This window comes from Nocardioides sp. NPDC087217 (assembly GCF_044744805.1).
Taxonomy (GTDB): Bacteria; Actinomycetota; Actinomycetes; order Propionibacteriales; family Nocardioidaceae; genus Nocardioides.
This window is the reverse complement of sequence record NZ_JBIUZB010000008.1, coordinates 74,299-100,452: the sequence shown is the minus strand read 5'-3', so window position 1 is coordinate 100,452 and position 26,154 is coordinate 74,299. Positions and strand designations below refer to the sequence as shown.

Annotated in this window: 26 protein-coding genes; 9 read left to right on the top strand and 17 right to left on the bottom strand. The window is 67.6% G+C overall.

Annotated elements, in window-relative coordinates; translation table 11 throughout:
* Nucleotides 1-33: 33 nt before the first annotated feature.
* From ACIO3S_RS26435 to ACIO3S_RS26370, 14 genes are all read right to left on the bottom strand, one after another.
* On the bottom strand, nt 34-1,173 hold the full coding sequence (locus ACIO3S_RS26435) for a hypothetical protein (protein WP_400468994.1): 1,140 nt from the start codon (nt 1,171-1,173) through the stop codon (nt 34-36).
* A 9-nt stretch (nt 1,174-1,182) separates the two neighbouring features.
* The gene (locus ACIO3S_RS26430) at nt 1,183-1,482 is read right to left on the bottom strand and encodes a flagellar protein FlgN (RefSeq protein WP_400468992.1); all 300 of its coding nucleotides are present in this window, start codon (nt 1,480-1,482) and stop codon (nt 1,183-1,185) included.
* Between the two features lie 105 nt (nt 1,483-1,587).
* Nucleotides 1,588-1,875, bottom strand: a complete 288-nt coding sequence (locus tag ACIO3S_RS26425; protein ID WP_008356172.1) for a WXG100 family type VII secretion target — start codon at nt 1,873-1,875, stop codon at nt 1,588-1,590.
* A 339-nt stretch (nt 1,876-2,214) separates the two neighbouring features.
* On the bottom strand, nt 2,215-2,502 hold the full coding sequence (locus ACIO3S_RS26420; RefSeq protein WP_008356172.1) for a WXG100 family type VII secretion target: 288 nt from the start codon (nt 2,500-2,502) through the stop codon (nt 2,215-2,217).
* A gap of 320 nt (nt 2,503-2,822) precedes the next feature.
* A complete protein-coding gene (locus tag ACIO3S_RS26415) occupies nt 2,823-3,248 on the bottom strand; it encodes a hypothetical protein (protein ID WP_160025812.1) in 426 nt (141 codons plus the stop codon).
* Nucleotides 3,249-3,287: 39 nt separating this feature from the next.
* Entirely contained in the window at nt 3,288-3,995 is a 708-nt protein-coding gene (locus tag ACIO3S_RS26410; RefSeq protein ID WP_400468990.1) for a hypothetical protein, read from the bottom strand.
* Nucleotides 3,996-4,034: 39 nt separating this feature from the next.
* On the bottom strand, nt 4,035-4,622 hold the full coding sequence (locus tag ACIO3S_RS26405) for a protein TPRXL (RefSeq protein ID WP_400468988.1): 588 nt from the start codon (nt 4,620-4,622) through the stop codon (nt 4,035-4,037).
* A gap of 20 nt (nt 4,623-4,642) precedes the next feature.
* Nucleotides 4,643-5,173 (bottom strand): hypothetical protein, encoded by a 531-nt coding sequence (locus tag ACIO3S_RS26400; RefSeq protein WP_400468986.1) that lies wholly within the window; start codon nt 5,171-5,173, stop codon nt 4,643-4,645.
* Between the two features lie 150 nt (nt 5,174-5,323).
* Complete coding sequence (locus tag ACIO3S_RS26395) at nt 5,324-6,556, bottom strand: hypothetical protein (RefSeq protein WP_400468984.1); 1,233 nt, start codon at nt 6,554-6,556, stop codon at nt 5,324-5,326.
* 57 nt (nt 6,557-6,613) lie between these two features.
* A complete protein-coding gene (locus ACIO3S_RS26390; RefSeq protein ID WP_091043302.1) occupies nt 6,614-6,916 on the bottom strand; it encodes a flagellar protein FlgN in 303 nt (100 codons plus the stop codon).
* A gap of 127 nt (nt 6,917-7,043) precedes the next feature.
* Nucleotides 7,044-7,331 carry a WXG100 family type VII secretion target gene (locus tag ACIO3S_RS26385; RefSeq protein ID WP_008356172.1) on the bottom strand — a complete coding sequence of 96 codons (288 nt, stop codon included), beginning with the start codon at nt 7,329-7,331 and terminating at the stop codon, nt 7,044-7,046.
* Nucleotides 7,332-7,667: 336 nt separating this feature from the next.
* Nucleotides 7,668-7,955 carry a WXG100 family type VII secretion target gene (locus ACIO3S_RS26380; protein ID WP_008356184.1) on the bottom strand — a complete coding sequence of 96 codons (288 nt, stop codon included), beginning with the start codon at nt 7,953-7,955 and terminating at the stop codon, nt 7,668-7,670.
* 124 nt (nt 7,956-8,079) lie between these two features.
* Complete coding sequence (locus tag ACIO3S_RS26375; RefSeq protein WP_400468981.1) at nt 8,080-12,585, bottom strand: FtsK/SpoIIIE domain-containing protein; 4,506 nt, start codon at nt 12,583-12,585, stop codon at nt 8,080-8,082.
* Nucleotides 12,586-12,649: 64 nt separating this feature from the next.
* Nucleotides 12,650-14,035: an RDD family protein gene (locus ACIO3S_RS26370; RefSeq protein ID WP_400468979.1), complete on the bottom strand. Its 1,386-nt coding sequence runs from the start codon at nt 14,033-14,035 to the stop codon at nt 12,650-12,652.
* Between the two features lie 114 nt (nt 14,036-14,149).
* On the opposite strand from ACIO3S_RS26370, the gene ACIO3S_RS26365 reads away from it, so the two are divergent.
* Both ACIO3S_RS26365 and ACIO3S_RS26360 read left to right on the top strand, forming a co-directional pair.
* On the top strand, nt 14,150-15,037 hold the full coding sequence (locus ACIO3S_RS26365; RefSeq protein WP_400468977.1) for a spermidine synthase: 888 nt from the start codon (nt 14,150-14,152) through the stop codon (nt 15,035-15,037).
* A gap of 193 nt (nt 15,038-15,230) precedes the next feature.
* Nucleotides 15,231-15,401 carry a hypothetical protein gene (locus ACIO3S_RS26360; RefSeq protein ID WP_201451161.1) on the top strand — a complete coding sequence of 57 codons (171 nt, stop codon included), beginning with the start codon at nt 15,231-15,233 and terminating at the stop codon, nt 15,399-15,401.
* An 86-nt stretch (nt 15,402-15,487) separates the two neighbouring features.
* On the opposite strand, the gene ACIO3S_RS26355 is transcribed toward ACIO3S_RS26360, so the two are convergent.
* Together ACIO3S_RS26355 and ACIO3S_RS26350 are read right to left on the bottom strand one after the other, a co-directional pair.
* A complete protein-coding gene (locus ACIO3S_RS26355) occupies nt 15,488-16,981 on the bottom strand; it encodes an amidohydrolase (protein ID WP_400468975.1) in 1,494 nt (497 codons plus the stop codon).
* 54 nt (nt 16,982-17,035) lie between these two features.
* On the bottom strand, nt 17,036-18,586 hold the full coding sequence (locus tag ACIO3S_RS26350) for a helicase HerA-like domain-containing protein (RefSeq protein ID WP_400468973.1): 1,551 nt from the start codon (nt 18,584-18,586) through the stop codon (nt 17,036-17,038).
* 50 nt (nt 18,587-18,636) lie between these two features.
* On the opposite strand from ACIO3S_RS26350, the gene ACIO3S_RS26345 reads away from it, so the two are divergent.
* Nucleotides 18,637-18,930, top strand: coding sequence for a type II toxin-antitoxin system VapB family antitoxin (locus ACIO3S_RS26345; RefSeq protein WP_045551249.1), 294 nt, complete (start codon nt 18,637-18,639; stop codon nt 18,928-18,930).
* Nucleotides 18,931-18,958: 28 nt separating this feature from the next.
* Nucleotides 18,959-19,474: a LytR C-terminal domain-containing protein gene (locus tag ACIO3S_RS26340; protein WP_400468971.1), complete on the top strand. Its 516-nt coding sequence runs from the start codon at nt 18,959-18,961 to the stop codon at nt 19,472-19,474.
* A gap of 15 nt (nt 19,475-19,489) precedes the next feature.
* Here the strand turns inward: ACIO3S_RS26340 and ACIO3S_RS26335 are convergent, their stop codons facing one another.
* Entirely contained in the window at nt 19,490-20,980 is a 1,491-nt protein-coding gene (locus ACIO3S_RS26335; RefSeq protein WP_400468969.1) for a potassium/proton antiporter, read from the bottom strand.
* 52 nt (nt 20,981-21,032) lie between these two features.
* Here ACIO3S_RS26335 and ACIO3S_RS26330 point away from each other — a divergent pair, with 52 nt between their 5' ends.
* The 5 genes from ACIO3S_RS26330 (at nt 21,033) to ACIO3S_RS26310 (ending at nt 26,090) form a co-directional block, all read left to right on the top strand.
* A complete protein-coding gene (locus ACIO3S_RS26330) occupies nt 21,033-22,208 on the top strand; it encodes a pyridoxal phosphate-dependent aminotransferase (protein ID WP_400468967.1) in 1,176 nt (391 codons plus the stop codon).
* A 94-nt stretch (nt 22,209-22,302) separates the two neighbouring features.
* Nucleotides 22,303-22,665: a hypothetical protein gene (locus ACIO3S_RS26325; protein WP_160025825.1), complete on the top strand. Its 363-nt coding sequence runs from the start codon at nt 22,303-22,305 to the stop codon at nt 22,663-22,665.
* A complete protein-coding gene (locus ACIO3S_RS26320; RefSeq protein ID WP_350719234.1) occupies nt 22,662-23,543 on the top strand; it encodes a hypothetical protein in 882 nt (293 codons plus the stop codon). The genes ACIO3S_RS26325 and ACIO3S_RS26320 overlap by 4 nt, the downstream gene beginning before the upstream one ends.
* On the top strand, nt 23,540-24,868 hold the full coding sequence (locus ACIO3S_RS26315; protein WP_400468965.1) for a hypothetical protein: 1,329 nt from the start codon (nt 23,540-23,542) through the stop codon (nt 24,866-24,868). The genes ACIO3S_RS26320 and ACIO3S_RS26315 overlap by 4 nt, the downstream gene beginning before the upstream one ends.
* 133 nt (nt 24,869-25,001) lie before the next feature.
* A complete protein-coding gene (locus ACIO3S_RS26310; protein WP_400468963.1) occupies nt 25,002-26,090 on the top strand; it encodes a hypothetical protein in 1,089 nt (362 codons plus the stop codon).
* Nucleotides 26,091-26,154 lie beyond the last annotated feature (64 nt).

The window sequence follows — 26,154 nt, the reverse complement described above, 5'->3', positions numbered from 1 at the left end:
TCCTTCTGCTAGTGAGATGAACGAGGCCGATACTCAGTTGAAGGCGTCGACGAGCGACCCGCCCCCGAGATCTATGCCAGTGTTGACGTGACCAGCAAACGAGAAGCCGTGCTTCAGCATCGCCCCGTGGACTTCTCCAGCCGCCGCCCACAGGTTGGCGTTCTCGCCGATCCGGGCGAAGTCACTGACGTCCAGACCCACGTGGATCGAGGTCATGACATCGCCGAGGGCTTTGCGTCCGAGTGCAGCGTCATCGAGCCCGCTGGCAAACTTGAGTCCGGTGCTGAACTTAGACAACTTGGAAGCGCCCTCGCCCAACTCCGCGATTCCATCGGCCATCTTGCCGAATTTTCCGAAGGGAACGACGTCGAGTGCTGCCGTAAACAATTCAAAGGCCGTACATTCGCCAGCGCAGAACTGAACCGCTCGCGCAAGGAGGATTGCGGCGGATAGTGCGAGCGCGATAGCGGCGAACGGCCCAGCAACGAACAGGCCGATCACGAAGACGACCATCGCAACGATCTCCAGGACCGAGACGATGTCATCGAGCACCTCCCAGAAGCCGTCCTCGATCTTGCCGGACAGTCCGTTGGTGATTCCGGAGACGGCCTCGTCGTAACCGTCCTCCCACGCGTCGTACCACGTGTCGAATCGCTCGGCGGCGTTCTCCCACGCGTCGTACGCCTGCTTCTTGGCCTGGTTGTCCTCGGCCTCTTGCTTGGCCTCCGGGCTATCCGCGTCATGGCCGCCAATACCCAGAACGCCGCCGTCGGCCTCTGGCTCGAGGCTGCCGTCCTTGTCTCCCGGGAGCGCGTCATACGTATCCCACAGGTCGGAGCAGGTAGTGGCGCTGTTGTCGATCAGCGGTTTGTACGTCTCCAGCATTTCGCCGTACTTCACGATCACCGGCCCGACTGGCTTGTAGAGCTCGGCCGCCTCGTCCAGAGTCTTGTAGGAGTCGCCAATGGTCTCCTGCAGCTTGGCGATCGCCTCGCCGCTCATCGCGCCGCTGGACAAGGTGTTCTCCTTGATCCCTCGCAGCGTGTCCGAAGCGGCCTCCATCATCGCGCCGACCCGGATGATGTCTTGCCCGCGCGCGATGACCCCTGAGGGAGAGCCCTCAACACTCTTGATCTCACGGCCGCGCGGGGAATCCGGCATGCTACCGAACATGTTCCACCCCTACTCTTTCGCCGTGAATGCCACGGCCATATCGTTGTCTCCGCCTTTGAATCCGCTCACGACGTCATCGATGTGCTTCTTCACACCTTCGAGACTCTCTTTGAGTTCGTCGCGCTTGTCATCCCAGCGCTCCTCGAAGTCGCACACTTGATCGCGCAACTCGCTCCTGTCGAACGGGTCACCGATATCAGCCTCGAGATCTTCAGATCTGCTGGTGGCGTTGTCGAACTCATCGATGATCGTCCCCAAGCTCGAGGACGCCGCCTCGAGGTCAGAGAACGTAATCGCAACATCTGGCACGGTGCTGCACCTTTCGGACGTCTAGCAAAGACCGGCCATGGGCCGAGAAAAGGAAACGTGAGAGCGGCGGAGGCCCAACCGATGTAGCCTCCGCCGCAAGGTTGATCAGCCGCCGGCGAGCTGCGAGTCCAGGTCCTGGATCGCCGTGGCCATGTCACGCAGAGCCTGAGCCATGTCCTCGACACCAGCAATGGCGTCCTTCAGACCCGTGGTCATCTCGGTGTAGCCGTCCTGGAACTTGCCCGACGCCTTCTCCGTCTTGAACCCGTCCTGAACCAGCTCGTCCACGTAGCCCTGGCACTCGTCCAGCGCCGACTCGATCGTGTCCTTGCCCTGGTCGAGCTTGTCGGCGGTGCCGGTCATCTCGTCGTAGGTTGCCCCGAAGTCACTCATCGATCATTGCCTTTCCCGCAATTTCCATTGCACGACACCCGTTTGCGGGGCCGTTCGTCACCATAAGTCACGCGTCACACGGTCGTGAAGCGCAAGCCCGACGAGCCGATGCCGCCATCGCGGACGGGTCCGAGATCAGGGCGATCGACGTCGTCACGGTAGTCCTACCCGCTACGTCGAGTTCTAAACATCTTCGAAAGTAAAGTTCTGCTCGCCCCGCTAGGAGGTCGTAGCCTTGCACCAGCGGGAGTCGACACACCGCTGCACCTGACCGACGCCCGAGATGGATAGGTGATGGGCCCGCAGATGCCGACCCACCACCTTGACCAACGCTGTGACTCAGCCGCCGGCGAGCTGCGAGTCCAGGTCCTGAATCGCCGTGGCCATGTCACGCAGAGCCTGGGCCATGTCCTCGACACCAGCGATGGCGTCCTTCAGACCCGTGGTCATCTCGGTGTAGCCGTCCTGGAACTTACCGGACGCCTTCTCCGTCTTGAACCCGTCCTGAACCAGTTCATCAACGTAGCCCTGGCACTCGTCCAGCGCGGACTCGATCGTGTCCTTGCCCTGGTCGAGCTTGTCGGCGGTGCCGGTCATCTCGTCGTATGTTGCCCCGAAGTCACTCATCGATCATTGCCTTTCCCGCGATTTCATTACACAGTGCCCCATTGGGCAGCCGCTGGTCACCGTAGGCCACGCTTCACAAACTTGTGAAGCGCAATAACGGATTCGTTGTCGTCTTCATACACAGTTCTCGTTCCCGCCCGCCAGCGGCATCCGCCGGGTCACCGATGAGACCGTCGCGACCCGGCCGAGATATCCCGCAAGGCACACAAGAACACGGGATAAGGGCGACCAGAACCAGCCGCTCACCTTACCTACGCAACCGCACATCGATCGCGCGACAGGCCAACATGTCGCGTCCCGAGTGACGGTGTTGGGTGCCCTCAGAACTCGGGGAGTTCGTCCGGGTCATCCCACGGAGACTCGGAGCCGTCGTCACGAACGTAGTGGGAAGTCACTGCGGTCGCCGGAGCGGTGACGGTTCCGTCCAACGTGCCCTGAATGCCGGTGAGGTACTTCTCCGCGATCTTTCCGTTGAAGACACCGTCGAGCAGGGCGGTCGGTCCGCCCGGGATGTTCTGGACGAGGACGTTGACCGACGACCCCGACCCGTTCTGATGGACTCGAAGCATGATGACCTTCGGCCACGACAGGGCCTTGGTCTTCTGCCTGATGATCAGGGCCTGGCCCTCATTGTGCACGGCCCGGATCTCGTACTTCTTCTCGTGCTGCGCAAACCCGAGCGCAGCCTGGAAGGCCGCCTCTGGCGTGACGTCGAGGTCAGCACTTCTCGCTCGTTCCGATCCCACGTGAACCCTTTGCTACCTAGATGGATGAAAGCCGTGAAGTTAGACGCGCCCCTGAGCATCGAACTTGTGCCACGTTCCGACGCGCATTCGCTGCATCCGGTGGCGCTGGTCCGCGGTCAGTTCGACGACCCCGCGCTCGCTGAGCACGTCGAGAACTTCCTCGCGCGCGGCACTGTAGCGCCGCTGCGCACGATCGCTCTTCGGCACTCCTGCACGATGCTCCGACTTCGACACGAACTGGAGGATCGTGAGAGCGAGACTGAGCACGCCGGCGGCCAACGCCGACCACTCGAGCCAGTCGCCGGGAAGATCGCCGTCGTAGGACTTCCCAACGACGAAGGTGACCACGACCGACACGGTCGCCACCAGACCGGACACGATCGCGATCGCCGACCGGGAACGCGTCTGCCACCACATGCTGAGCCAGGTCGCCGAGACGACGATGGAGATGATGAACAGGAAGGTCGCGATCAGCGTCAGATCATCCTGGGTGGAGGCATCCTCCGTCGTGGTTGCCCATGCGACCAGACCGGCCGCGAGCGCCGGCGCCAGCAGGAACGCCCCGAGCGCCATCATCATCGCAACCATGATTACGCCGAGGGTCCAGTTCGGTCCCCCGTCGTCTCCGCTCGGGGTGAGCCGCTCCGAGATGATCTGCTTCTCCAGGTCACCCCATTTGACCGGGGTGGCGACGTTGGCCGACCGTGCCCACTCACGTGCCGACGGGCCCTTGTCAAAGGACAGCAAGTTCAGGCCCTCCACAATCGATAGGAATCAGTCTCCGGCTCACGCGGTGCCGCGGTTCCACCGAAGCGTAGCGACGCATGCGTCGAGGAGCGCGCGGGTCGCTACCAGCGCGGGTGCGTCAGGTCCGACGTCCGGCGTACGCGCGAAGGCTGCCACCAGCTGCAGCGCCCTACGCCGTTGGGTGCCGGGGACCGGGGTGAAGTAGATCAGGGAGTGGTTGATGATCGGCTCACCATCGAGGTCGATCGTCCGCTCCCGCTCGAACCTCAACGTGCGCGGGTCGCCGAACAGCGGCTTCGCGCCGTACTTCTGGATGGCGTTGTGGGCCATCTTGTCCAATGACTGACCGGGCTCGCCCGTGCGGATCGAGGCATTGATCGAGGCCGGCAGGACGACGGCCTCGTCCGGCTGCTCGCCTGCCGGCGCGAAGAAGGCGAAGACATCGTTCTTCCGCATCCCGTCGAATGCCTTGTCGAACATGGCCTTCGCCTCGACGAATAGATCGGGACGGTGAGCCTCCATGAACCGCTTCTTCATCCCGTTGAGGAGCTCATCGTGGCCACCATCGATGTCGAAACGAGCCCAGCCCCGCGGAAGGTCGATCTCGAAGTCCACGGTCTTACGCACGCCAAGTTGCTCACGTAGGTTCACAGCGTCGCCCCATCCGTCGCGATCGGCCAAGACTCGTCCACCGGCACACCGGGCAGAGGCACCGACTGGAACACCTTCCCGTCCTCGCGGACCATCCGAAGTATGTCCTTGAGCGCCACCAGTCCGCGAACGACCGAGGTCGTCAGCTGCGGAATGCACTCGTCCACACCGAGCAGCAGGAGAGCCTCACCATCGCTGAACGCGAAGTTCACCGACTCGATGATGACCGACCCGCCCTCGAAGTTCAGCTCCTTGCGCGAAGACAGCTGGGCGCCAGGCCCGATGTGATCAGCCTCGGCCGCGTGCACGACGCCGTCCCATTGAGACATGTCCGGGACCGACTCGCTCTCCACCACATGCAGGTGGCACATCACCGCAGCAGCCGACATGACCGGCCACACCTGGAACATGGCGTACGCCTCAGAGGTCTCGCGCTCGTCGAGGGCCATCTGCAGCAGCCCGCGGATGTCTTCGATCGTCGTCGCCTCACCATCCCAACGCGGCGTACCGACCAGTTCATCGAACATGCTAGAGGTCTCGTCGACCCACCGTTCACGCTCCGCAGGCGTCAACCCTTCAGGAACAGGAAGCCACCCCGGAACATCCAGGTCGTCAACCAGCTCTACTGCCCACTTCGCCACTCTGCACCTCAGACGTTTGTTGCGCTTGAACCGAACCTAGAAACCAAGCCAGGCAGGCATGCCCGGGACCTTGATCTCAGGGATGTCGATCGGGATGGGGTCGAAGTGATCCGTCCCCTGCGTGAGCTTCCCGGCATTGCCGAGGGTGCCGAGCGTCGCGCCGAAGCGGGCCACCCCGAACTCGATCTTCGTCATGCCCCGGAACGCTCCCAGACCACCCTTGAGGGCGTCGAGGTTGCCCATGTACATCTTCAGGTTGTCGGTCCGGAACGCCTTGAAGGGCTTACCGATCAGGCCCTCGAGAACCTCGGCGCCGCTCTTCACCTTGAAGGCGTCCTTGAGTCGAGCTGCCTTGGTCAGATCGCCGATCGGCCCCTTGCTCATGGCACCCCAGGTCCTGGACAGAGCGGTCATCTTGCTGCCCTTCGCCATGTTGGCCAGATGGCCGAGCTTGGAAAGGTTCGACAGCTTCCCGATCGGAATGATGGCCAAGGCATCTAGGGCCAACTGCCCGAGACTCTGCTGCCCGCAGGCGAACTTGATGGCGGAAACCGCAAAGGCAGCGAGCGCGAGGATGGCTGCCAGCGCACCGAAACCGGTGCAGAAGATCGCGACCACAGCGATGATCAGAGCGGCCCAGGTCAGGACCTCGTAGACCGCGTCGATGAAGTCTCCGTAGTTGTCCCAGAAGCCGTCCTCGATGGATCCGGAAAGGCCGTCGGAGATCCCGCTGACGGCTGCGTCGAAGCCGTCCTCCCATATGTCGTACCAGGTGTCGAAGACTTCGGCTTCGCTCTCCCAGTTCTCGTAGGCTTCCTTCTTGGCCTTGTTGTCGGCGGCCTCTTCTTTGTCGGTGTCGCCGATGCCAAGGAAGCCGCCGTCGTCCTCGGTCGTGCTGTCGTCCTTGTCACCGGGTAGGGCGTCGTAGATGTCCCAGAGGTCACTGCACGAGGCCGCGGTGCGGTCGATCAACGGCTTGTAGGTCTCCAGCATCTCGCCGTAGGTGACGAGCACCGGACCAACAGGCTTGTAGAGGTCGGCCGCTTCTTCGAGGACCTTGTAGGAGTCTCCGATGGTCTCTTGGAGCTTCTCGATGGCCTTACCCTGCTGCTCGCCGCCGGCGAAGGTGTTCTCCTTGATGTCGCGCAGCGTGTCAGCGGAGGCATCCATCATCTTGCCGAGCCGCTCGATAGCGGACCCTCGCGCGATGATCCCCGAGGGCGAACCCTCGACCGACTTGATCTCGCGCCCCTTCGGGGAATCCTGCATGCCACCGAACATGTGGGGGTTGTCCTTTCCGTCAGGAGCGTTTAAAGGCTTGGGGTTCTATTTCTTCTTGGGCTCGAACTGGAGGGCGGTCTCGCTGTCCCACTGCTCGATCCCGTCGATAACGCCCTTGATGTGCTCACTGACCTTCTTCAAGCTGTCTTTGAGGTCGTTGCGCTTGTCGTCCCAGCGCTCCTCGAAGTCACAGGCCTTGTCGCGCAGGTCGCTCATGTCGAACGGATCGCCGATGTCGGACTCGAGATCCTCGGAGCTGTCAGTGGCGTTCTCGAACTCGTCGACGATCGAGTCCAATGACGTCTTGACCTTTTCGAGCTCAGAGATCTTGATCAAGATATCCGCCATGACTGTGCACCTTTCACGTGGTTACTGAGCACGCCGTCGAGTGTGGTCATCGCAGCGCGTGATCGAGAGAAAATGGAGAGATGGTGGGCCAGCAGACGCCAGCCCACCATCTGGCAAGACTTGTGAATCAGCCGCCGGCGAGCTGCGAGTCCAGGTCCTGGATGGCGGTCGCCATGTCACGCAGAGCCTGGGCCATGTCCTCGACGCCAGCGATGGCGTCCTTGAGGCCGGTGGTCATCTCGGTGTAGCCGTCCTGGAACTTGCCCGACGCCTTCTCCGTCTTGAACCCGTCCTGAACGAGCTCGTCGACGTAACCCTGGCACTCGTCCAGCGCGGACTCGATCGTGTCCTTGCCCTGGTCGAGCTTGTCGGCGGTGCCGGTCATCTCGTCGTAGGTTGCCCCGAAGTCACTCATCGATCATTGCCTTTCCCGCAATTTTCATTACACGACACCCGATTGCGGCGCCGTTCGTCACCATCACTCACGCATCACACTGTCGTGATGCGTGAACCGACGAGCCGACACCGTCATCCCGAGCGTGGTGGTCCGAGATCCAGGCAATCAACGTCGTCGCGGTAGTCCTACCCGCTACGGCCGGTTCTAAACATCTTCGAAAGTAAAGTTTCAGCTCATCCCGGTTTAGGCGGTGGCAGCAGCACACCCGGCGGGAGTCGACACCGCAGTCCCTGACCGAGACGGGTAATGGTGGGCCGATAGATGCCGGCCCACCATGTTGACCAATGCTGCGGCTCAGCCGCCGGCGAGCTGCGAGTCCAGGTCCTGGATGGCGGTCGCCATGTCACGCAGAGCCTGGGCCATGTCCTCGACGCCAGCGATGGCGTCCTTGAGGCCGGTGGTCATCTCGGTGTAGCCGTCCTGGAACTTGCCCGACGCCTTCTCGGTCTTGAACCCGTCCTGAACGAGCTCGTCGACGTAACCCTGGCACTCGTCCAGCGCCGATTCGATCGTGTCCTTGCCCTGGTCGAGCTTGTCGGCGGTGCCGGTCATCTCGTCGTAGGTTGCCCCGAAATCAGTCATCGATCTTTGCCCTCTCCCGCGATTTCATTAGATGGCGGCGTCAAACGCCGCTGGCCACCGTAGGCCACCCTTCACGCGGTTGTGAAGGGTAAAAGCAGCTTCGTTGTCCGATTTATGCAGACGTTCATGCAGAGCCCTCGGCGTCGCTCGCGAGAGGCATCTGCATGGTCACCGTGCGACCTGCCTGGACGAAGATTCCACGGCCCGCGGGGAAGTCGGTGCGCTTGAGCTTGCCGAACGGAACCTTGAACAGCGTGTCGCCGTCGTAGGTGTCCGGCTTGAGCACGATGCCCTGACGAGCGGCCTTCCACTCACCCATGACGCCCGAGCCGCCGCCGGCTCGAGTGACGTCGGCGTCGCCGACGAAGAGGTGGTCGGAGTTGTTGATCGCCTGAAGCAGGGCGCGCATCGGGCGGTCGGCGGGACCGTCGGCCAGGTGGGTCATGTCCTCGGCGACGATCATGATGCGGCCGGGGAAGGACTCGTCGGCGACGATCTCGGCGAGCTCGGTGACGAGCGCCTTCTCGTCGTCGGGGCGGGTGGCGCTGCGTACCCAGGGACGGAAGTCGCTGAGCATGGCACGACGGCTGCCGAGGTGGAACAGCTTCACCTCGGGGTCGAAGCGTTCCATGGACTCGACGAGCGCCTTGAGTACGTTGGTCTTGCCCGACTGCGGCGGGCCGGTGACGATGAACGATCCGATCGGGTCGAAGCCGCGCGGCGCCAGGGTGTCGTCGGCGATACCGAAGACGGGCTGACCGTTGACCTGCGCGGGAAGCGACCGGCTGGAGATCTTCGTCGGCAGGGCACCGATCTCGCCGACCTCGGGAACACCCAGGGCACGCAGCTGCGAGACCAGCTCGTCGAGGGCCTTGGTCTGCTCGGCGACGTTGGTCGTCCCACCGAGAACGGCGAGCTGCACCTCGGCCTTGTCGACGACGGCGCGGCCGGGCACCGACTGCTCGTTGAGTACGTCCTTGGGTGCTCCGACCAGGACGTACTGGCTCGGGTCGGAGAGCCGCATGACGACTCGGCGCGGGATGTTCGCGAAGACGGCCGTCGGGACGGACCCGGACCGGTCGGCGGTGATCACCGCGTGGATGCCGAGCGGGCGGCCCTCGCCGAGGACCCGCATGAAGGACTGGTAGAACGGCGCCCGACCGGCGGCGATCTCCCACTCCTTCTTGAACTCGGGGTAGTTGTCGATCAGGAGCAGGATGCGCGGCATCGACTGGTCGGCGATCTCACGGTATTCGGTGAGGTTGGCGGCCGCGGCCTTGGAGAACAGCTCCGAGCGGCGGTCCATCTCCCGCTCGAGCGTGCGCATCAGCCGCTGCAGACGCTCGGCGTCGTCGCCGTCGATGATCGAGCCGACGTGCGGGAGACGCTCGATCGCACCCAGCGCGCCGGAGGCGAAGTCGAGGCCGTAGACCTGGACCCGGCCCAGCTCCGGACGGGCGCCGGCGGCGGTCGCGATCGTCTTCAGCAGGGTCGACTTACCCGACCCGGACGAGCCGAAGATGAGCAGAGAGCCGTCGCGGTCGGGAGCGAAGTAGATCGCGTTCTGCTGCTGGCGCTCCGGGAGGTCGGCAAGACCCAGCAGGATCTGTCCGTCACCCTCCAGCGGCAGGTCGCGCATGTCGACCACGGAAGCCAGGTCATCGAGCCACGGCCGCCGCGGAGTCATCAGACCAGCGGTGGCAGAGGCCTTGATCAGGTTGGCCACGATCCGCTTCTGGTCGTTCGGGCCGAGGTCCTCGTCGTGCGAGTCGCTCTCCGGCGGGCGCTCCGGCTCCCACTCCGTGATCGAACCGAACTTGAGCTCGGCCACCTTCACGTCGGCGGTGACGACCTCGTCGTTGCGCGTCCAACCACCGGCGTACGCGGACTGGAACGGGGTCAGGCGACCCGGTCCGGTCTTCGCGATCCCACGGCCCGGCAGGGACGGCGGGAAGGTCCCGGCGATCGGGTCGTCGACGACGTCCTTGGAGTCGGTCTCGTCGGCCATACGCAGCGCGACGCGGAGGTTGGTGTTGGCCCGCAGGTTGTCCTTGATGACACCAGCCGGGCGCTGGGTCGCCATGATCAGGTGGATACCCAGCGAACGACCTCGCTGGGCGATGTCGACGACGCCGTCGACGAACTCCGGCACCTCACCGGCCAATGCCGCGAACTCGTCGATGACGAGCACCAGCGCGGGCGGGCATTCAGGGTCCTGTCGCTTCTCCAGCTCGAGGAGGTCCTTGGCCTTCTTCCGGTTGAACAGGTGCTCGCGGTAGTGCAGCTCGGCCTTGAGGCTGGTCAGCGCACGGCGTACGAGGTGCGGGCTCAGGTCGGTCACCAGACCGACACAGTGCGGCAGCTCGATGCAGTCTGCGAAGGCCGAGCCGCCCTTGTAGTCGACGAAGAGGAACGTCACCCGGTCGGGCGAGTGGGCCGAGGCGATCCCGAGCACCCACGCCTGCAGGAACTCGGACTTACCGGCACCGGTGGTGCCGCCGACGAGGGCGTGCGGGCCCTGCGTACGCAGGTCCAGCGTCATCGCGTCCGAGGCTCCCTGGCCGATGATCGCGCGCAGGTTGCCCGCCTTCTTCAGCCGCGGCCGCGGCCGGTCGGAGCGGTCGATGATCGAGTTGTTCTGACGCCAGCGCTCCACGACGGAGTGCGGGTCCTCGGCGACCTCGTTGCCGACCAGCGACAGGAAGCCGACCGAGTTGGGGAGGTCGGAGGAGTCGTGGACGACGGTGCTGGCGTCCACGACCGGCGCGAGCCGCTTGGCGAACATGTCCATGTAGGCGTTGGAGACACCCTCGACGGTCACGCCCTCGTAGAGGTCGCCGTTGCGGACGAGCCCGACGGTGGCGCGCTCCAGGCCGTTGCTCACGTCCAGGAAGCTGCGGCACACCGCCGGCAGGGCCTCGACGGTGGAGGACATGAAGACCGCGTGTACGCCGACATCGGCGCCGCGCTCGAGGACCTGGACCAGCCGGGCCCGGTCGACCGGAGCGTCGTTGGTGACGAAGACGATGATGGAGACCTGCACCCGCGCGTTGGTCTCCTCCCCGGCCCGCGCGACGTCGGTCCCGAACTGCATCGGGTTCCACTTCTCGGGGAACGGGCCGCGGTGCTCAGCGGTCCGGCCGGCGCGCATGATGTATTCCTCCAGCGCGCTGAGCAGGGCGTTGGCCGTCGGCGCGGAGTCGGCCAGCGGCATGTCCTTGAACCGGTTGGTCTCCGAGGTGGTGTGCGGCAGCCACTTGAGCCACTCGAACTCCTCGACCCAGTCCGGGTCGGCGAAGGCGACGGTGACGACCTCGTTGGGCGCGTGCAGACCGAAGAGCTGCACCGCGAGTCCGCGCATCGCGTCGGCGGCCGGGCCGGCCGGGCCGGCGACACCGACAGAGCCCACCGCGGGGAGCGACTCCAGGAGCGGTACGTCGTCGACGTACTTGTAGCGCTCCTTCAGACGGTCGATCCGCTCGATGAACTCGGGCAGGCCGTTCTGGGTGTCACGCTCCGCGATCGAGTTGCGCGACAGCGCGCGAGTGGTGCCGAGACGTACGGCCAGGAAGTTCCAGTGCTCGGGACGCCGGGTCCACAGCCGCGGACCGAGCTGCATCGCCTGCTCGAAGACCTCGGCGACCGCCGGGACCTCCTCGTTGCGAGCGAGCTCCTCCTCAGGCTTGCTGCGGTAGAAGACCTCTTCCAGCTTCTCGAACTGCCGCTCGAAGAGCTCGATCTCGTGGTCCTGCTTCGCGCCGGCCTGGCGGTGCTGGTTGATGTAGTTGCCGACCGCCATCATCGGGGTCATCACGACCAGCAGCAGCGCGCGGGCACGGCCGGTCATCGCGTAGATCGAGAGCGCCATGATGATCGGCGCGATCAGCACGAACCACGGGAACAGCTTCTTCTGCATCTCCGTGGGCATCCACGGCGGCGGGTGCTCGGTGCCGGGGTAGCGGACGTCGACCCGCGGGCTGCGGTTGAAGAGCAGGCCGCCACCGCGCTCGAGCACCGGGTCCTCGACGGCGGAGAGGAAGTCGGCCGAGAGCTGCATGACCAGCGTGGTGCCACCGATGACGACCGGCGTGTCCGGCGCCAGACGTACGCGGGAGACCTGGGTGCCGTCGACGACGACGCCGTTGGCCGAGTTGAGGTCGACGAGCTCGACCGAGCGGTCCACCTCGATGCGGGCGTGACGCTTGGAGACCATCGGGTCGGCGAGCACGATCTCGTTCTCGGGACCGCGGCCGATCGAGGCGTGGCCGGTGGTCAGCGGGAACGCCTGGCCCCGCACTGGACCGTCGATCGCCCGGAGCACACCGACGCTCTTGCGCCGGGAGCCGGTCTGCTCGTTGTCGGGGCCCAGGTTGACGACCGCGGCCGCGAACCCGGACCCGATCGGCGCATCGCCGATGGGTACGTCGGGCTCGAGCGGCTCCATCCGGTCGGCGGTCGGCGGGGCGACGGCCAGGGTCAAGATGTCCTGCTCACCGGCGATCACGGAGCGCGCCGGGTCCGCGTCGGCGATGTGCCGAGCGACGTCACCAGCGGTGGCCGTGGAGTCGGCGGTGACGATCACATCCGCAGGCGCGACACCCGGCCGGTGCAGAGTGAGCTTGACCTTCATCCTTCGTTCCCCTCGTCAACGTGCCAAAAGTCAATGCAGCCAGATGCCGCCGGTGGGGCGGCGGTCACCCGCGACGCACCAGGGCCGAGCGGTCGCCGAACCGGATCATCGCGCCGACCGGTGCCAGCACCGGCTCCCACGCGTTCAGCCGTCGGGTGGCACCCTCGTGGATCACCACGGTGCCGTTGGTCGAGCCGCGGTCGGTGACCTCGACGCCGTCACCACTGGGGCGCAGCGAGAGGTGGGTCTTCGAGACCGACACGTCGATGATCGAGACCGTGCGCGCGCCCAGCGTGTTCTCCGTCAGAGCCGGGTCGCGGCCGACGAGCACCAGGCCGGTCACCGGGATCCGCTCGCCGGAGTCGACCTTGAGCATGATGCCCCGCTCGCGCGGAGGCTGACCGCCGGACGTGGGCTGAGGGGTCGGGTGCGGCGTCGGAGCCGGGGTCACGTGCGGCGTCGGAGCCGGGGTCGGGTACGGCGTGGGGGTCGGGTGAGGCGTCGGAGCCGGCGTCGGAGTCGGAGCCGGAGTCGGGTACGGCGTGGGGGTCGGCGTCGGAGGCGGCGGGGGCACCGCCTGGCTCTGGTTGGGGGTCACCGCGCGCGAGGGCGGGATCGTCGGGGTCACCGGCTTCGGGGCCACGGGGCCCGACGGCGGGGTCGCGAGCGCGCCACCAGGAGAGGCGCCCGCCTCGTCGTGCCTCGGCTTCGGGCGGGAGACGCCGAGCACGCCGGCGCTGACCCGCCCCGAGGGCCGGTAGCTGCCGGAGTCGTCGTCGCTGGGGGTGGTGAGTGAGGGCAGCGACTTCCGCTGCGCGACGGGCGCGGCCGCGACCGTCTTGCGGGCGATGCGCATCCGCTTCTCGTCGTAGGGGTCGAGGCCCTCGCGTACGTCGACCATCCAGGTCTCGGCGACCTTGTCGTGCCAGCCCCGGCTCCGCTTCTCCTTGTCGAACAGCGGCGAGGCGAGGAAGACGATCGGCGCGATCGGGATGATCCCGGAGCCCCAGAGCACCAGCGCGCGGAGGAAGGCGCGGCCGACGCCCGGCCGCTCGAGCGTCTTGACGTTGATCGAGCGGATTCCGGCGACGGACTTGCCCAGCGTGACCCCGCGGCGGCCGTGGAAGACGATCTGGACGATGACGAAGATCAGGCTCAGCAGCACGGTGGCGCCGCCCGCGATCGCCGCCAGCATGAAGTCGGGGTGGCTCAGGAACCGGGCGAAACCGAACTTGCCCTGGGCGAGCTTCAGCAGCAGCGGGAGCGTGAAGACCAGGTAGGGGACCTGCAGGAGCAGGTAGCAGACGATGTCGACGGCGGCCGCGACCGCACGGCGGCCCAGTGGCGCGTCCTTCAGACCGAGCGAGGCAGCGTAGGCCGGATCCGGCTTTCCGTCGGCGGTGAGACCCTCGATCCGGTCGTCATTTTCGGCGACCTCCCATATCTCCACCGCAAGAACTCCCTCACGCCCGATGTCCGAGTATTTTTCGGCGCTGACCAACAACGCCAGAAGGCTACCGGAATGTCCCGGCTCGGGCGCGATGGTGTCTGGCAGGATCGACGTATGTCAACACCCTCCGGGCCATCAGCGAGCCTCGAGCGCATCGTCTTCTCGGACGGCAGCACCGCCGATCTCGTACGCAAGGAGGACGGCTGGGCGATCCAGATCGACGGCGTCGCTCAGTCCCACCTCGGGGAGGACCCGGCGCAGCCGCCGAAGCTCGCCTCGATCCGGTGGATGCTAGCTGCGCTCGGGGCACAGGCACCCCGCAGCGTGGCCCACCTGGGTGGGGCGCTGCTCGCCCTTCCCCGTGCGGTCGCCCACCGATGGCCCGCGACCACGCAGACGGTCGTGGAGATCGAGCCCGCGCTGGTCGAGCTGACCAGGACACGGTTCCCGCTTCCGCCGGGGATCACCATGGCGACCGCCGAGGCACGCTCATGGCTCGAGGCTCACCCGGGTTCGGAGCACGATGCCATCGTCATCGACATCTTCGTCGGCAACCGGATTCCGCCGGCGTTCACCTCGCTCGAGTGCATGACCGCGGCACGCGACGCGCTGCGCGAGGAGGGTCGGCTCGTGCTGAACTCCGTCGCCGGCCCCGAGCTGCTCTTCACCCGTCGTGAGCTCGCGACGTTGCGTACGGTCTTCGGGCATGTCGCGATGATCGTGCAGGGATCCGCGCTCGCGGGAGCGAGGTTCGGCAATGCCACCCTGATCGCCTCGGCGGCCCCGATCGACGGCGAGGCGATCCGCGCCTCGCTCGCCGGCGACCCGTCGAAGGGAGCGCTGGTGACCGACCTCGACCCGATCATCGACGGCGCCGATCCGATCAGCGATGCCGACCAGCTCTGGTCGCCGGAGCCGAACCTTCCCGACGCGAGCGCCGCGCTGCGGCTCCTCGAGCAGGCCCGCCAGGCCGTCGACACGCTCAGATCCACCGCCGACTGACCGTCCGTCCCCTTTGTCTAGCGAGATTCGGCCCTATCGCTCGGCAGATACCGCGACAGGCATCGCCAGCCATTTCTTTTACCGAAACCGACTTGTAACGTTCAAACAACCTGCTTGCGACGTGCGGGCGGGATGCTTGATGAGCAGGACAAATCACGATGCACACCATCTATCCGTTGTAGGGGGGACCTCGATGGAAACACTCACCGCCACCCAGCCTGAGGCCAACGGTGCTGCGAAGCAGCACAGCCTCAAGTTCCGTCACGCCAGTGCCCTGACGAAGCTCATGGACGAGCGCCAGGACCTGCGCGGTGTTCACGTGTTCGCCGACTTCGTCGACGACTCGGTGCGCTGGTCCGCGTGACCAGCAGCTGAACGGGGGATCGAAGATCCCGTTGCGCAAGGCCTGGCCGACGACGGCCGGGCCTTCGCTCATTTCCGGGCGTGCGGCTAGGAGCTGCGGTGGACGATCCGGCCGCCGACCGTGGTCAGCACGACCCCACCGTGAGCGATCGCGGCGAGATCCCCGACCGAGGCCCGGAGCGGGTCGATGTCGAGCACGGCCAGGTCGCCGCGTGACCCGGGAGCGACCGTGGGCTGACCGTCGACCGACGCCGCCAACGCCTCCTGGACGGTGAGCGCCTGCTCCGGGTGCCACGGCTCCTTGCCGTCCCGCGAGCGACCGACGGCGGCCGCGATGGCCAGCCACGGATCGAGCGGCGCGACCGGAGCATCCGACCCGAGCGCAACCCGCACTCCTTCGTCGAGCATCCAGCGGGTCGCGAAGCAGCGGTCCTCCCGCCCCGGCCAGACGTCCTCGGTCATCTCGCGGTCGTCGAGGATGTGCGCCGGCTGCACCGATGCGGTGATCCCGAGCCGAGCCATCAGCGGCAGATCCTCGCGACGTACGAGCTGAGCGTGCTCGATGCTTCCGCGCGCTCCCGTCGTCGCGTACGCCGCCAGTGCCTCCGACACCGCCCGGTCACCGATCGCGTGCGTGGCCACCTCGAGACCGGCAGCGTGCGCCTTCCCCAGGAGTCCCTGCAGCTCGTCCAGCGACTGGTTCGGCGCTCCGCAGCTGTCGGGGTCGTCGGCGTACGGGTCGCAGCACCACGCCGTCCGCGTGCCCAGCGAGCCGTCGCTGATGATCTTGAGCGGTCCCATCGCCAGCCGGTCCTCGCCGGGGAGCAGCCGGTCCCCCGTACGCAGCCCCTCGGCGATGGCCTCGTCGAGCTGGTCGGCGTACGTCGCGACCCGGATCCGCAGCAGGTCGCAGCCGGCCGTCCACCGCGAGCGCCAGTCGTCGAGCCGGATGCCGACCTCGAAGTCGGTCATCCCGACCACCCCGAGCGCGGCCGTCCGGGTCAGCATCCGACGGAAGGCCGCCGGCGTGCTCCCGTTGGACTCGAAGAGCTCCGCGACCCGCGGGTACGTCTCGTACCACTCGGTCTCCTGCACCATGTCCTCCCGGCGCGGTAGGTCCACGGCGTCGAGAGCGGCGGTGTTCAGCCAGGCGTGATGGAAGTCGTGGTTGACCAGGATCGCGGGAATGCCACCGGTGACCGAGTCGAGCTCGGAGACCGTGCCCCAGCGGTCCCAGGTGCCGGCCGAGTGCCCCATCCCGACGATCGCCTCACCCGGCCCGACCTCGCGCGCGGCCGCGGCGACCCGCGCCAGCGCCTCGGCAGGCGAACGGGTGCCGTGCAGGTCCAGCCTGCTGGCCTTCAGCGTCCACTGGCCGAGATGGGTGTGGGCGTCCCACAGACCCGGCACGAGCCAGCGCCCACCGGCGTCGTACGCCTCGACACCCTCCGGTCGGGACAGGCCTTCTCCGACCGCCGACACGACACCGTCGGCGACGAGAACGTCAACCACCCCGGCAGGCACGGTCGCCTGGGGTGAGAGCGGAACGATACGCACGTTCCGGAGGAGAAGGTCGGGCATGAGCAGACGATAAGGAGTCTGCCCATGCTCGAGCCAATCAGATACCGAGGAGCCTCAGCGGCGCTTGAAGATTCCCCTGACGAGCTCCCTCGCGGCGGTGCGCGCGGCCTGCTTGAAGGCGGTCGACTTCACCACCGTCTCGATCATCGAGTCGTCGTCGTCACGCGACCGCGATCGGGACCCGGAGGACTTCTTCGGGGCAGTCTTCTTGGCCGCCTTCTCCTCCGCCTCAGCCGCGCGTGCGGCCGCTGCCGCATCCGTCTTCGCCTTGAGCTGGTCGACGGCGGACTCGACCTCGACGGACGCGGTGTACTTCGCCGCCAGCGGCGACGCCGCGACGGCGGCTTCCATCGCGGCGGCGTCCGCAGGAGCCATCAGCGACTCGGGGGCGCGCAGCCGCGTCCAGGCGACCGGCGTCGGCGCGCCGCGCTCGTTCATGACGGTCACGATCGCCTCGCCGATGCCGAGCGTCTGGATGACCGCGCCGAGGTCGTCGTAGGAGGAGGTCGGGTAGGTGTTGACGCTGGCCTTGAGGGCCTTGGCGTCGTTGGGCGTGGCGACCCGCAGCTGGTGCTGGATGCGCGAGCCGAGCTGGCCGAGCACGTCGTCGGGGACGTCGGTCGGCTTCTGGGTGACGAAGAAGACCCCGACACCCTTGGAGCGGATCAGCCGGACCGTGTTGGTGATCTGGTCGAGGAACGCGTCGGAGGCGTCGTTGAAGAGCAGGTGCGCCTCGTCGAAGAAGAAGACCAGCTTGGGCTTGTCGACGTCACCGACCTCGGGCAGCGCCCGGAAGAGCTCGGCGAGCAGCCACATCAGGAAGGTCGAGAAGATCGCCGGCCGGTCCTGCAGGTTGGGCAGCTCCAACAGCGAGATGATGCCGGCGTCCCCGTCGTTGCGTACGAAATCCGTGACCGCGAAGGCCGGCTCACCGAAGAACTCGTCCGCGCCCTGGTCGGCGAAGGCGATGAGCGTACGCAGGATCACCCCTGTCGTCGCCGACGAGAGGCCGCCCAGGCCCTTGAGATCGGCCTTGCCCTCGTCGGAGACCAGCCACTGCAGCACCGCCCGCAGGTCGTCGAGGCCGACCAGCTTCAGTCCGGCCTTCTCGGCGTAGTGGAAGACGAGACCGAGCGAGGACTCCTGGGTCTCGTTGAGATCGAGGACCTTGGAGAGGAGCGTCGGGCCGAAGGCGTCGACCGTGACCCGGACCGGGATGCCGGTGCCCTCGCCGCCGAGCGCGAAGAACTCGACCGGGAACCCGCGCGCCTGCCACGCCTGCCCGACGGATGCCGCCCGTGCGGTCAGCTTCTCGCTGGACTCGCCCGGCGCGGACAGACCGGAGAGGTCGCCCTTGATATCCGCTGCGAACACCGGGACCCCGGCTGCGGAGAGCTGCTCGGCGAGCAGCTGCAGGGTCTTCGTCTTGCCCGTGCCGGTCGCCCCGGCGACGAGCCCATGCCGGTTCAGCATCCCCAGGGGAATGCGAATCGGCGTCTCCAACAACGTCTCAGCGTCCGCCATCAGGCCCCCGAGCTCGAGGGCGGAACCCTCGAATTGGTAGCCGGGCCCGACCGCTTCTGAGAGAGCAGCAGCATCCGTCATGACCAGGACTCTATGTTGGGATTTGGTCGGGGGGCGATACAGTCACGAGGGTGATCTTCAAGCGTGTCGGCGATTCTCGCCCCTACCCTGACCATGGTCTGACGACCAAGGGGTGGGCTGCGCTGCCTCCTCGGACGGTCCGCCTCGACGAGCTGGTGACCACGAAGGACACCCTCCAGCTGGTGGCTCTGCTCAACGAGGACTCGACGTTCTTCGGCGACCTCTTCGCCCATGTCGTGGAGTGGAACGGCGAGCTCTATCTCGAGGACGGGCTCCACCGGGCCCTCCGCGCGGCGCTCCAGCAGCGCAACGTCCTGCACGCCCGCGTGCACAGCCTCGGTTAGGGCGTTCCGAGCGGTTAGGCTCGGCGTCATGCTCGATTCGGCCCTCACGGGACTTCGTACGTTCATCATCCTCGCCGTGCTCGCGGCCGCGGTGGCTCTGGCCGGCGCCTGGGGATGGAACGCGATGACCGCACCCTTCCCGCAGAAGGTCGATGTCGGACCGTGCGTGGACGCGCCGGTCAAGAAGGGCTCCGAGGTCTACCCGTCGCAGGTGGTCGTGACCGTGCTCAACGCGAGCACGCGCGCCGGGCTCGCCACCCGGGCGATGACGGACCTCGTCGACGCGGGCTTCGTCAAGGGATCCACCGGCAATGCGCCCAGCGGCACGAAGCTGAAGACCGTCGAGGTGTGGACGCCCGACAAGAACGCTCCCTCAGCCGCGCTCGTCGCGAGCTGGCTCGGCGACGCGAAGATCGTCGAGAAGAAGTCCGACATCCCGGGCATCGTGGTCGTCACCGGCGAAAATTTCCCCAAGGTCACCGGCGGCGACAAGACCGTCACCGCCAAGGTCGACGCCACGATCTGCAGCCCTCCGGTCGAATAAGGCGTACGCCTCCGCTCAGCGCAGCCAGCCCGCGAGCCGGCCCTTCCGGCTGACCATCTCGAGGCGCCGTTCCGCGAGCTCACGCTGGTGGCGGGGCACGACGACCAGGACGACGTCACGGGCGCGGAGGACCGTGGTCTCCTCCGGAACCAGGGTCCGTCCGTCGCGGATCAGCAGCGACACCGACGACCCCATGGGCAGCCGGAGCTCGCTGACCTCGACGCCGTGCAGGCGCGACTCGGGCGGGACCCGGAGCTGGATCAGGTCCGCCGCGATCTGCTCCAGCGGCGCGACGTCAAGGTCGAGCGAGCGCGGGTCGTTGGGGCGAGCGACCCCGAGCACGCGGGCGACCCACGGCAGCGTCGGGCCGGTCAGCAGCGTGTAGACGACGACCATCACGAAGACCAGGTCGAAGAGGTCCTCGGCGCCCTCGACACCCGCGGCCAGGGGGATGGTGGTGAGCACGACCGGCACCGCGCCACGCAACCCGGCCCAGGAGACGAACACGGTCTCCCGCCACGTCATCCGGGAGACCACCGTGCTGACCAGCACGGATGTGGGCCGGGCGATGAAGGTCAGGATCAGGCCGGCGGCGAGCGCGAGGCCGATCGTCTGGAGGTCGATACGTCCCGGGGACAACAGCAGCCCGAGCATCACGAAGAGCCCGATCTGGGCCAGCCAGGCGACCCCCTCGGCGAAGGACCGGGTGGCGCCGCGGTGGGGAAGCTCGGAGTTGCCGAGCAGGAGTGCGGCCACGTAGATCGCCGCGAAGCCGGACCCGTGCAGCCACGCCGCTCCGCCGTAGGCCAGGAAGGCCAGCGTCATCACCGCCAGCGGATAGAGACCGGCGGAGGGCAGCGCGGCCCTCCGCATAAGCCACGCTCCACCGAACCCGACGAGCAGGCCGACCACGATGCCCAGCAGCAGCTCGCCGACCACGATCCCGGCCACGACGACCGGATGGTGCTCAGCGATCGCCCCGCTGGCGATCAGCGTCACGATCACCACGGTGGGGGCGTCGTTGAGCCCCGACTCCGCCTCGAGGACACCGGTCAGCCTCTTGGGCAGCGGCACCACCCGCAGCACCGAGAACACCGCCGCCGCGTCGGTCGGCGAGGTCACCGCCCCCAGCAGGAACGCCAGCTGCCAGGAGAGCCCGAGCAGGTAGTGCGCACCCACCGCGACGATCCCGATCGAGATCACCACCCCGACCGTGGCCAGCATCAGCCCGAGTCCGAAGGCGGGACGTACGTCCTTCCACGACGTCGTCAGACCACCTTCGGCCAGGATCAGCGCCAGCGCTCCGAAGCCGACAGCGTGCGCGAGCGCGGCGTCGTCGAACCGGATCCCGAGCACCGACTCACCGAGCAGGACGCCCATCAGCAGGTAGATCAGCAGCGACGGGAGCCCCGCCTTCGTCGACATCCGCACCGCGAGGATCGCCAGGAGCGTGACCAGCGAGCCGATCAGCACGAACAGGTCGAACTGGTGGACGTCGAAACTCATGTGTGCCGGGCCCCCCTCCGACCTCTGGACCTGCATCCTAATGTTTGCTCCCATGGACCGTCTGACTGTCGCCCAACGCGCGAACGTGCCTCCTTTTCACGTGATGGACATGCTCGAGCGGGCGGCACAGCGGCAGCGGACGTACGGCGATCTCATCTCGCTCACCTCGGGGCAGCCCTCCACAGGAGCGCCGCAGGCGGTCAGCGCCGAGGCGGTGCGGCTGCTGCAGAGCGGTGACTCGCTGGGCTATACGCCGGCGACCGGGATCCTCGAGCTGCGCCAGGCGATCGCGGGGCACCATCGGGCGTGGCACGGGATCGACGTCTCCCCCGAGGACGTCGTCGTGACCACCGGCGCGAGCGGCGGCTTCCTGGCGTCGTTCCTGGCGGCGTTCGACACCGGGGACCGGGTGGCGATGGCCCGGCCGTCCTATCCCTGCTACCGCAACGTGCTCGCGGCACTCGGGTGCGAGGTCGTGGAGATCCCGACCGGTGCGGCCGAGCGCTTCCAGCCGACCGTGGAGCAGGTGCGGGAGCTGCACGAGCGCGTCGGCCTGAAGGGGCTCGTGGTGGCCAGTCCGGCCAACCCGACTGGCACGATGCTGCTGCCCGAGGAGCTGGCCGCGCTGGCTCGCTACTGCGAGGAGGCCGGGATCCAGCTGATCTCGGACGAGATCTACCACGGGCTGACCTACGGCGGGGACGGCAGCCGGGGCCGCAGCGCCTGGGAGACCTCGCGCGACGCGGTCGTGTTCGGCTCGTTCTCGAAGTACTTCTCGATGACGGGCTGGCGCATCGGCTGGCTGCTCGCGCCCGCCCACCTGCGGCGCGCGATCGACGTCCTGGTCGGCAACTTCACCATCTGCCCGCCGACCCTCGCCCAGCATGCCGCGGTGGCGGCGTTCACCCCGGACGCGTACGCCGAGCTCGACGGTCACGTGACCCGCTACGCGACCAACCGCGGGGTGCTCCTCGACGGCCTCCGCTCCCTCGGTGTCACCGAGATGGCCCCGGCCGACGGCGCCTTCTACGTCTACGCCGACGTCAGCCGCTGGACCGACGACACCATGGCCTGGTGCCACCAGATCCTCGACCGCACGGGCGTCGCGATGGCTCCCGGCGTCGACTTCGACCCGGTCGACGGACACCGCTTCGTACGTCTCTCCTTCGCCGGCTCCGCCGCCGAGATCGAACAGGGCCTCGACCGCCTCTCCACCGTTCTGCGATAGCGCGTTCGGGGTGAATTTGAGAAAGTTCACGATTTTACGTTTAGAACCGCTCCAGCGGGGTAGGACCATCACAGAGACCTGTCCGAGGAGGGATATGTACGGCGACAGCGACGTGATCCGTCGTCGGGTGAGCAGTCTGCGAGAGCAGGCGGGCGACATCCGCGCGAGTGCCGACAAGCTGGTGGTGCAGGCCGAGGCGGTGCCTTGGCACGGCCGGGCTGCCGAGTCCCTCCGTGGGCGGATGAAGGAGCGTGCCACCGCGCTGCGGAGCTCGGCCGAGAAGCATGATCGGGCAGCCGACGCCCTGGCCAAGCACCTCAATCAGGTCGACCTGTTCAAGGAGCAGATCGCCGAGGCAGAGGCACGCGCCGAGGCGCTGCTCGCCGAGGACAAGCTCGACGGATTCGAGGCCCCTGAGCCGGGCCACAAGGACTGGCTGGAGGTCACCTTCCGATGACCACGATCGACCTGGGCCCCGCTCCGGCGGCGCCGACAGAGCCGTGGGCGGGTGTGCCCCGCCGCGTCGGCCTGACGCTGCCCGAGCTGACCCATGCCTGCGAGACCATCGGGGCCCCGCTCCCGTTCGAGGTCGCGACGCACCGTGATGACGGTCTCGACGCCCGCTTGGGGCAGACCCGCTCAGCAGCCGAGGCCGAGGCCCTGGCCCGCGCCGTCGCCGGCTTCGGCGAGGGCAGTACCTCGCTGCAGCGCCGCGATCTCCTCGATGCCGACGGGACCCTCGACGCCGGGATCGCCGGTGCGTTGGGGCTGCTGGCGACGCCGGAGGTGGTCATCGACCTCGATGTCGTCGTCGACGGCCTCCGTGGCCGCGCCTGGCACCGGCAGAAGGGTGAGGCAGCCGCCTCACTGGCCACTGTGGACGGGCTCGTCTTCGAGCTCTCCTGGTATCCCTCGGCGGCCTGGTCGACCGAGCTCGGCCGCACCGCGACGCTGCCGAGTGACACCGCCCTGCTGGCCTCGGCCGTGCCCGAGCAGCTGGAGGTCCCGTTCGCGACCGCGGACGCTGTCTTCGAGGCGCTGCGCACCGGGCGCGGCGACCTGGTGCCGGTGCTGACCGAGGGCGACGTGGTCGTCTCGCGGGCCCTCGAGGCGCTGTCCAACGAGGCCCACGGCCGGCTGCGCGCCATCGTCGCGACCACCGCCGACCCGGAGAACCCGCTGATCGGCACGGTCTCCTGGACGCTGGTCAACGACGGCTGGCGTTCGATGCGTACGGTGTCGCTCGATGGAGAGCTGACCCTGCTGATCACCAGTGTGGAGCCGTCCGAGCTCGCCGCAGACCTTGCCCCTGTTCTCGCGGAGGTGGCTCGATGAGCTCTTCGTCCAACGATCCGATCAACCGCCTGGGACCGCTCCCGGACGGCGCCCCCGACTCGGTGCCGCCGCCCGCGGGCCCGGAGGACAAGTACGAGCAGATCCTCGGCCTGGCCGGCTCCATCGGCGATGCCGGCGCGCAGCTGCGCGAGTGGGCCGAGCTCGGGACTGCGATCCTGGCCGACGACGACGTCACCTCCTCCGCCGGGCTCTCCGCGAAGACCTGGGAGCCGGCCGAGGAGGAGATCCGGGCCGCGACCTCCGAGAAGGGTGGCGTCCTCGGACTGGGCCAGGCGCTCGAGGCCGACGCGCTCTCGGTGCGGGCAACCGTACAGACCTACCGCTGGATTGACGAGCTCCAGACCGCTGCCCGCAGCAAGCTGGGCGCCATCGCGGCCAACGCGCTCGACTACCTCGCCCCCGAGGTCGAGCTCGGTGGGTCGCTGCTGTCCGCCGGCCTGATCGAGACCGATGCGCTCGACCGTGAGGGCGTCACCGCCTATCTCGGCGAGCTCGCCCAGGGTCATCCCGAGCTGATGGACCACATCGCCACCGGAGGCGGGCTTCTCGAGTCGCTCGAGCTGCGCTCGCTGCTCACCGCCGGCTTCCCGCGTGGGGACGACGCCGGGGCGGCCACTGCGGGCGCTCTGCGCGCCGCCGGGATCGACGCGTTCGCGACCGACGCCGGGCACGCACTGCGCGACATCGGTGGCGCGCTGGCCTCCACAGAAGAGGACACCGCGGCCGGCGACGTCACCGCCGCCACCCCGGCCAGCATCGAGGAGCTGATCCGCACCCTCGAGGCCACCGAGACCGGTGTCGCGGTCCAGAAGACGGCGCCGGGCCGCTACATCGCCTATCTGCCGGGTCCGTACGCCGGCAGCCGGCGCCTACGGCTCGTCTCCGGTGACCTCTCCGACTACATCGCCACCGCGTCGAGGACCATCGAGGACGCGGTCGAGGCCGACTCCCACGTGATGCTCGTCGGCGCCGCGGCCGGAGGCACCGCGGCGGCCGCGATCGCGGCGGCAGCCGGGGGTGCGTACGTCGTGGACCAGGTGGTCACCGTGGGTGCTCCTGGCGCGGCAGCGCCGCGGGTGCCGGAGACCACGCGGGTGCTGTCGCTGGAGGACCGCTCCGACCCGGTCGCGCTCCTCGGCGGGCTCATCAACGCGGGTGTCGGACACCGGTTCACGGTCGTCTACGACGGCACCACGGCAGAGGAGAGCCACTACATCGCCGGCGGGCGGGCTGCGGACAACGCCGCCCACGGCGAGCTCCGTGACGAGATCGGGCGGATCCGCAGTCTGGGATACCTCGGCTGAGCTGCTGGGCTTGCCTCGATGACGTGAATCGATACGGTGTAGGTCGCCCTCGGCACCATCCCCGACCGCGCCTGTCCTCGGACACGGCCAGTCGATCGCGGAGGGCACTCTGACGCCTACCTGATCGGTCCTTGTGAAGTCCATCGTCGTCCATGCCGGCCTCCCCAAGACGGGCACGTCCGCGGTCCAGGCGTTCTTCCATGCCAACACGGAGAAGCTCGCGAAGGCCGGCATCTTCTACCCACAGCACACCATCGACAGGAACGGCATCAGCGCCGGCAACGCCGGCTCGCTCATGGAGCGCTCGGGCCACCTCTTCGTGGCCTCGCCCGACGAGGTCGCCAGGACGCTCGAGCAGTTCGAGGCCAGCGGATGCCACACGCTGCTGCTCTCCTCCGAGGCGTTCCTCCCCGAGCTGCCCGGGATCGCCGAGCTGCTGCCGCCGCAGGCCCGGTTCGTCCTGTACGTCCGCGATCCCCTCGCCTTCCTGGAGTCCGACTACAACCAGCGGGTCAAGCGGCTCGGGCACGTCGAGCCGTTCGTGGCAGCGCCTGATGCGTACGGCGGCTGGCTGGGTCACCAGCACCTCTACAGCGCGCTCGGCTCCGAAGCGGTGCGCTCCCGGCTCGTCCTCCGGCCCTACCTGCCCGAGCTCTTCGTCGGCGGCAGCCTGCTCACCGACCTGCTCGACACCGCCGCCATCGACACCGCCGAGCTCGGCGACATGTCCTTGAGGCAGATCAACCTCTCCTACTCGCTGCACGCGCTCGAGATCAAGCGTGCGCTCAACGTCCTTCCGCTCGGGCCGCAGCTGCAGGAGCGCCTCGACGTCCACCTGCAGTCCTGCCCCCTCGGACCGACGACCTACACGCTGGTGCCTCCCGCCGACCACGAGCGGCTCCGGAAGATCGCCGACGACGAGCTGCACGCTCTGGCGCTGAGGTACGACATCGACTCCCTCGAGCCCATGCGGGAGCTGCTGCGGGAGAAGCCGCCGAAGCCCTTCCACCCGCAACAGCTCACCGACGACGAGGTCGACGCCGTCGTACGCCACATCGCCACAGTCGGCAAGCGGCTCACCCGCCGGATCGCCCAGACGCTCGTCGAGCACCCCGAGATCGAGCTCGTCTACCCTGCCTTGCGCGACTCGTTCGCCGCCGCTTCCGCCGAGCTGGACGAGGCGCCGGCGGCGCGGCGGCGCTGGTGGTCGCGCTGGTTCTGAGCGGGCGCCCCGGGGGTCGGGATACCCGGTTAACCGGGTATCCCTGCACTTCTCAGGCGTTGCA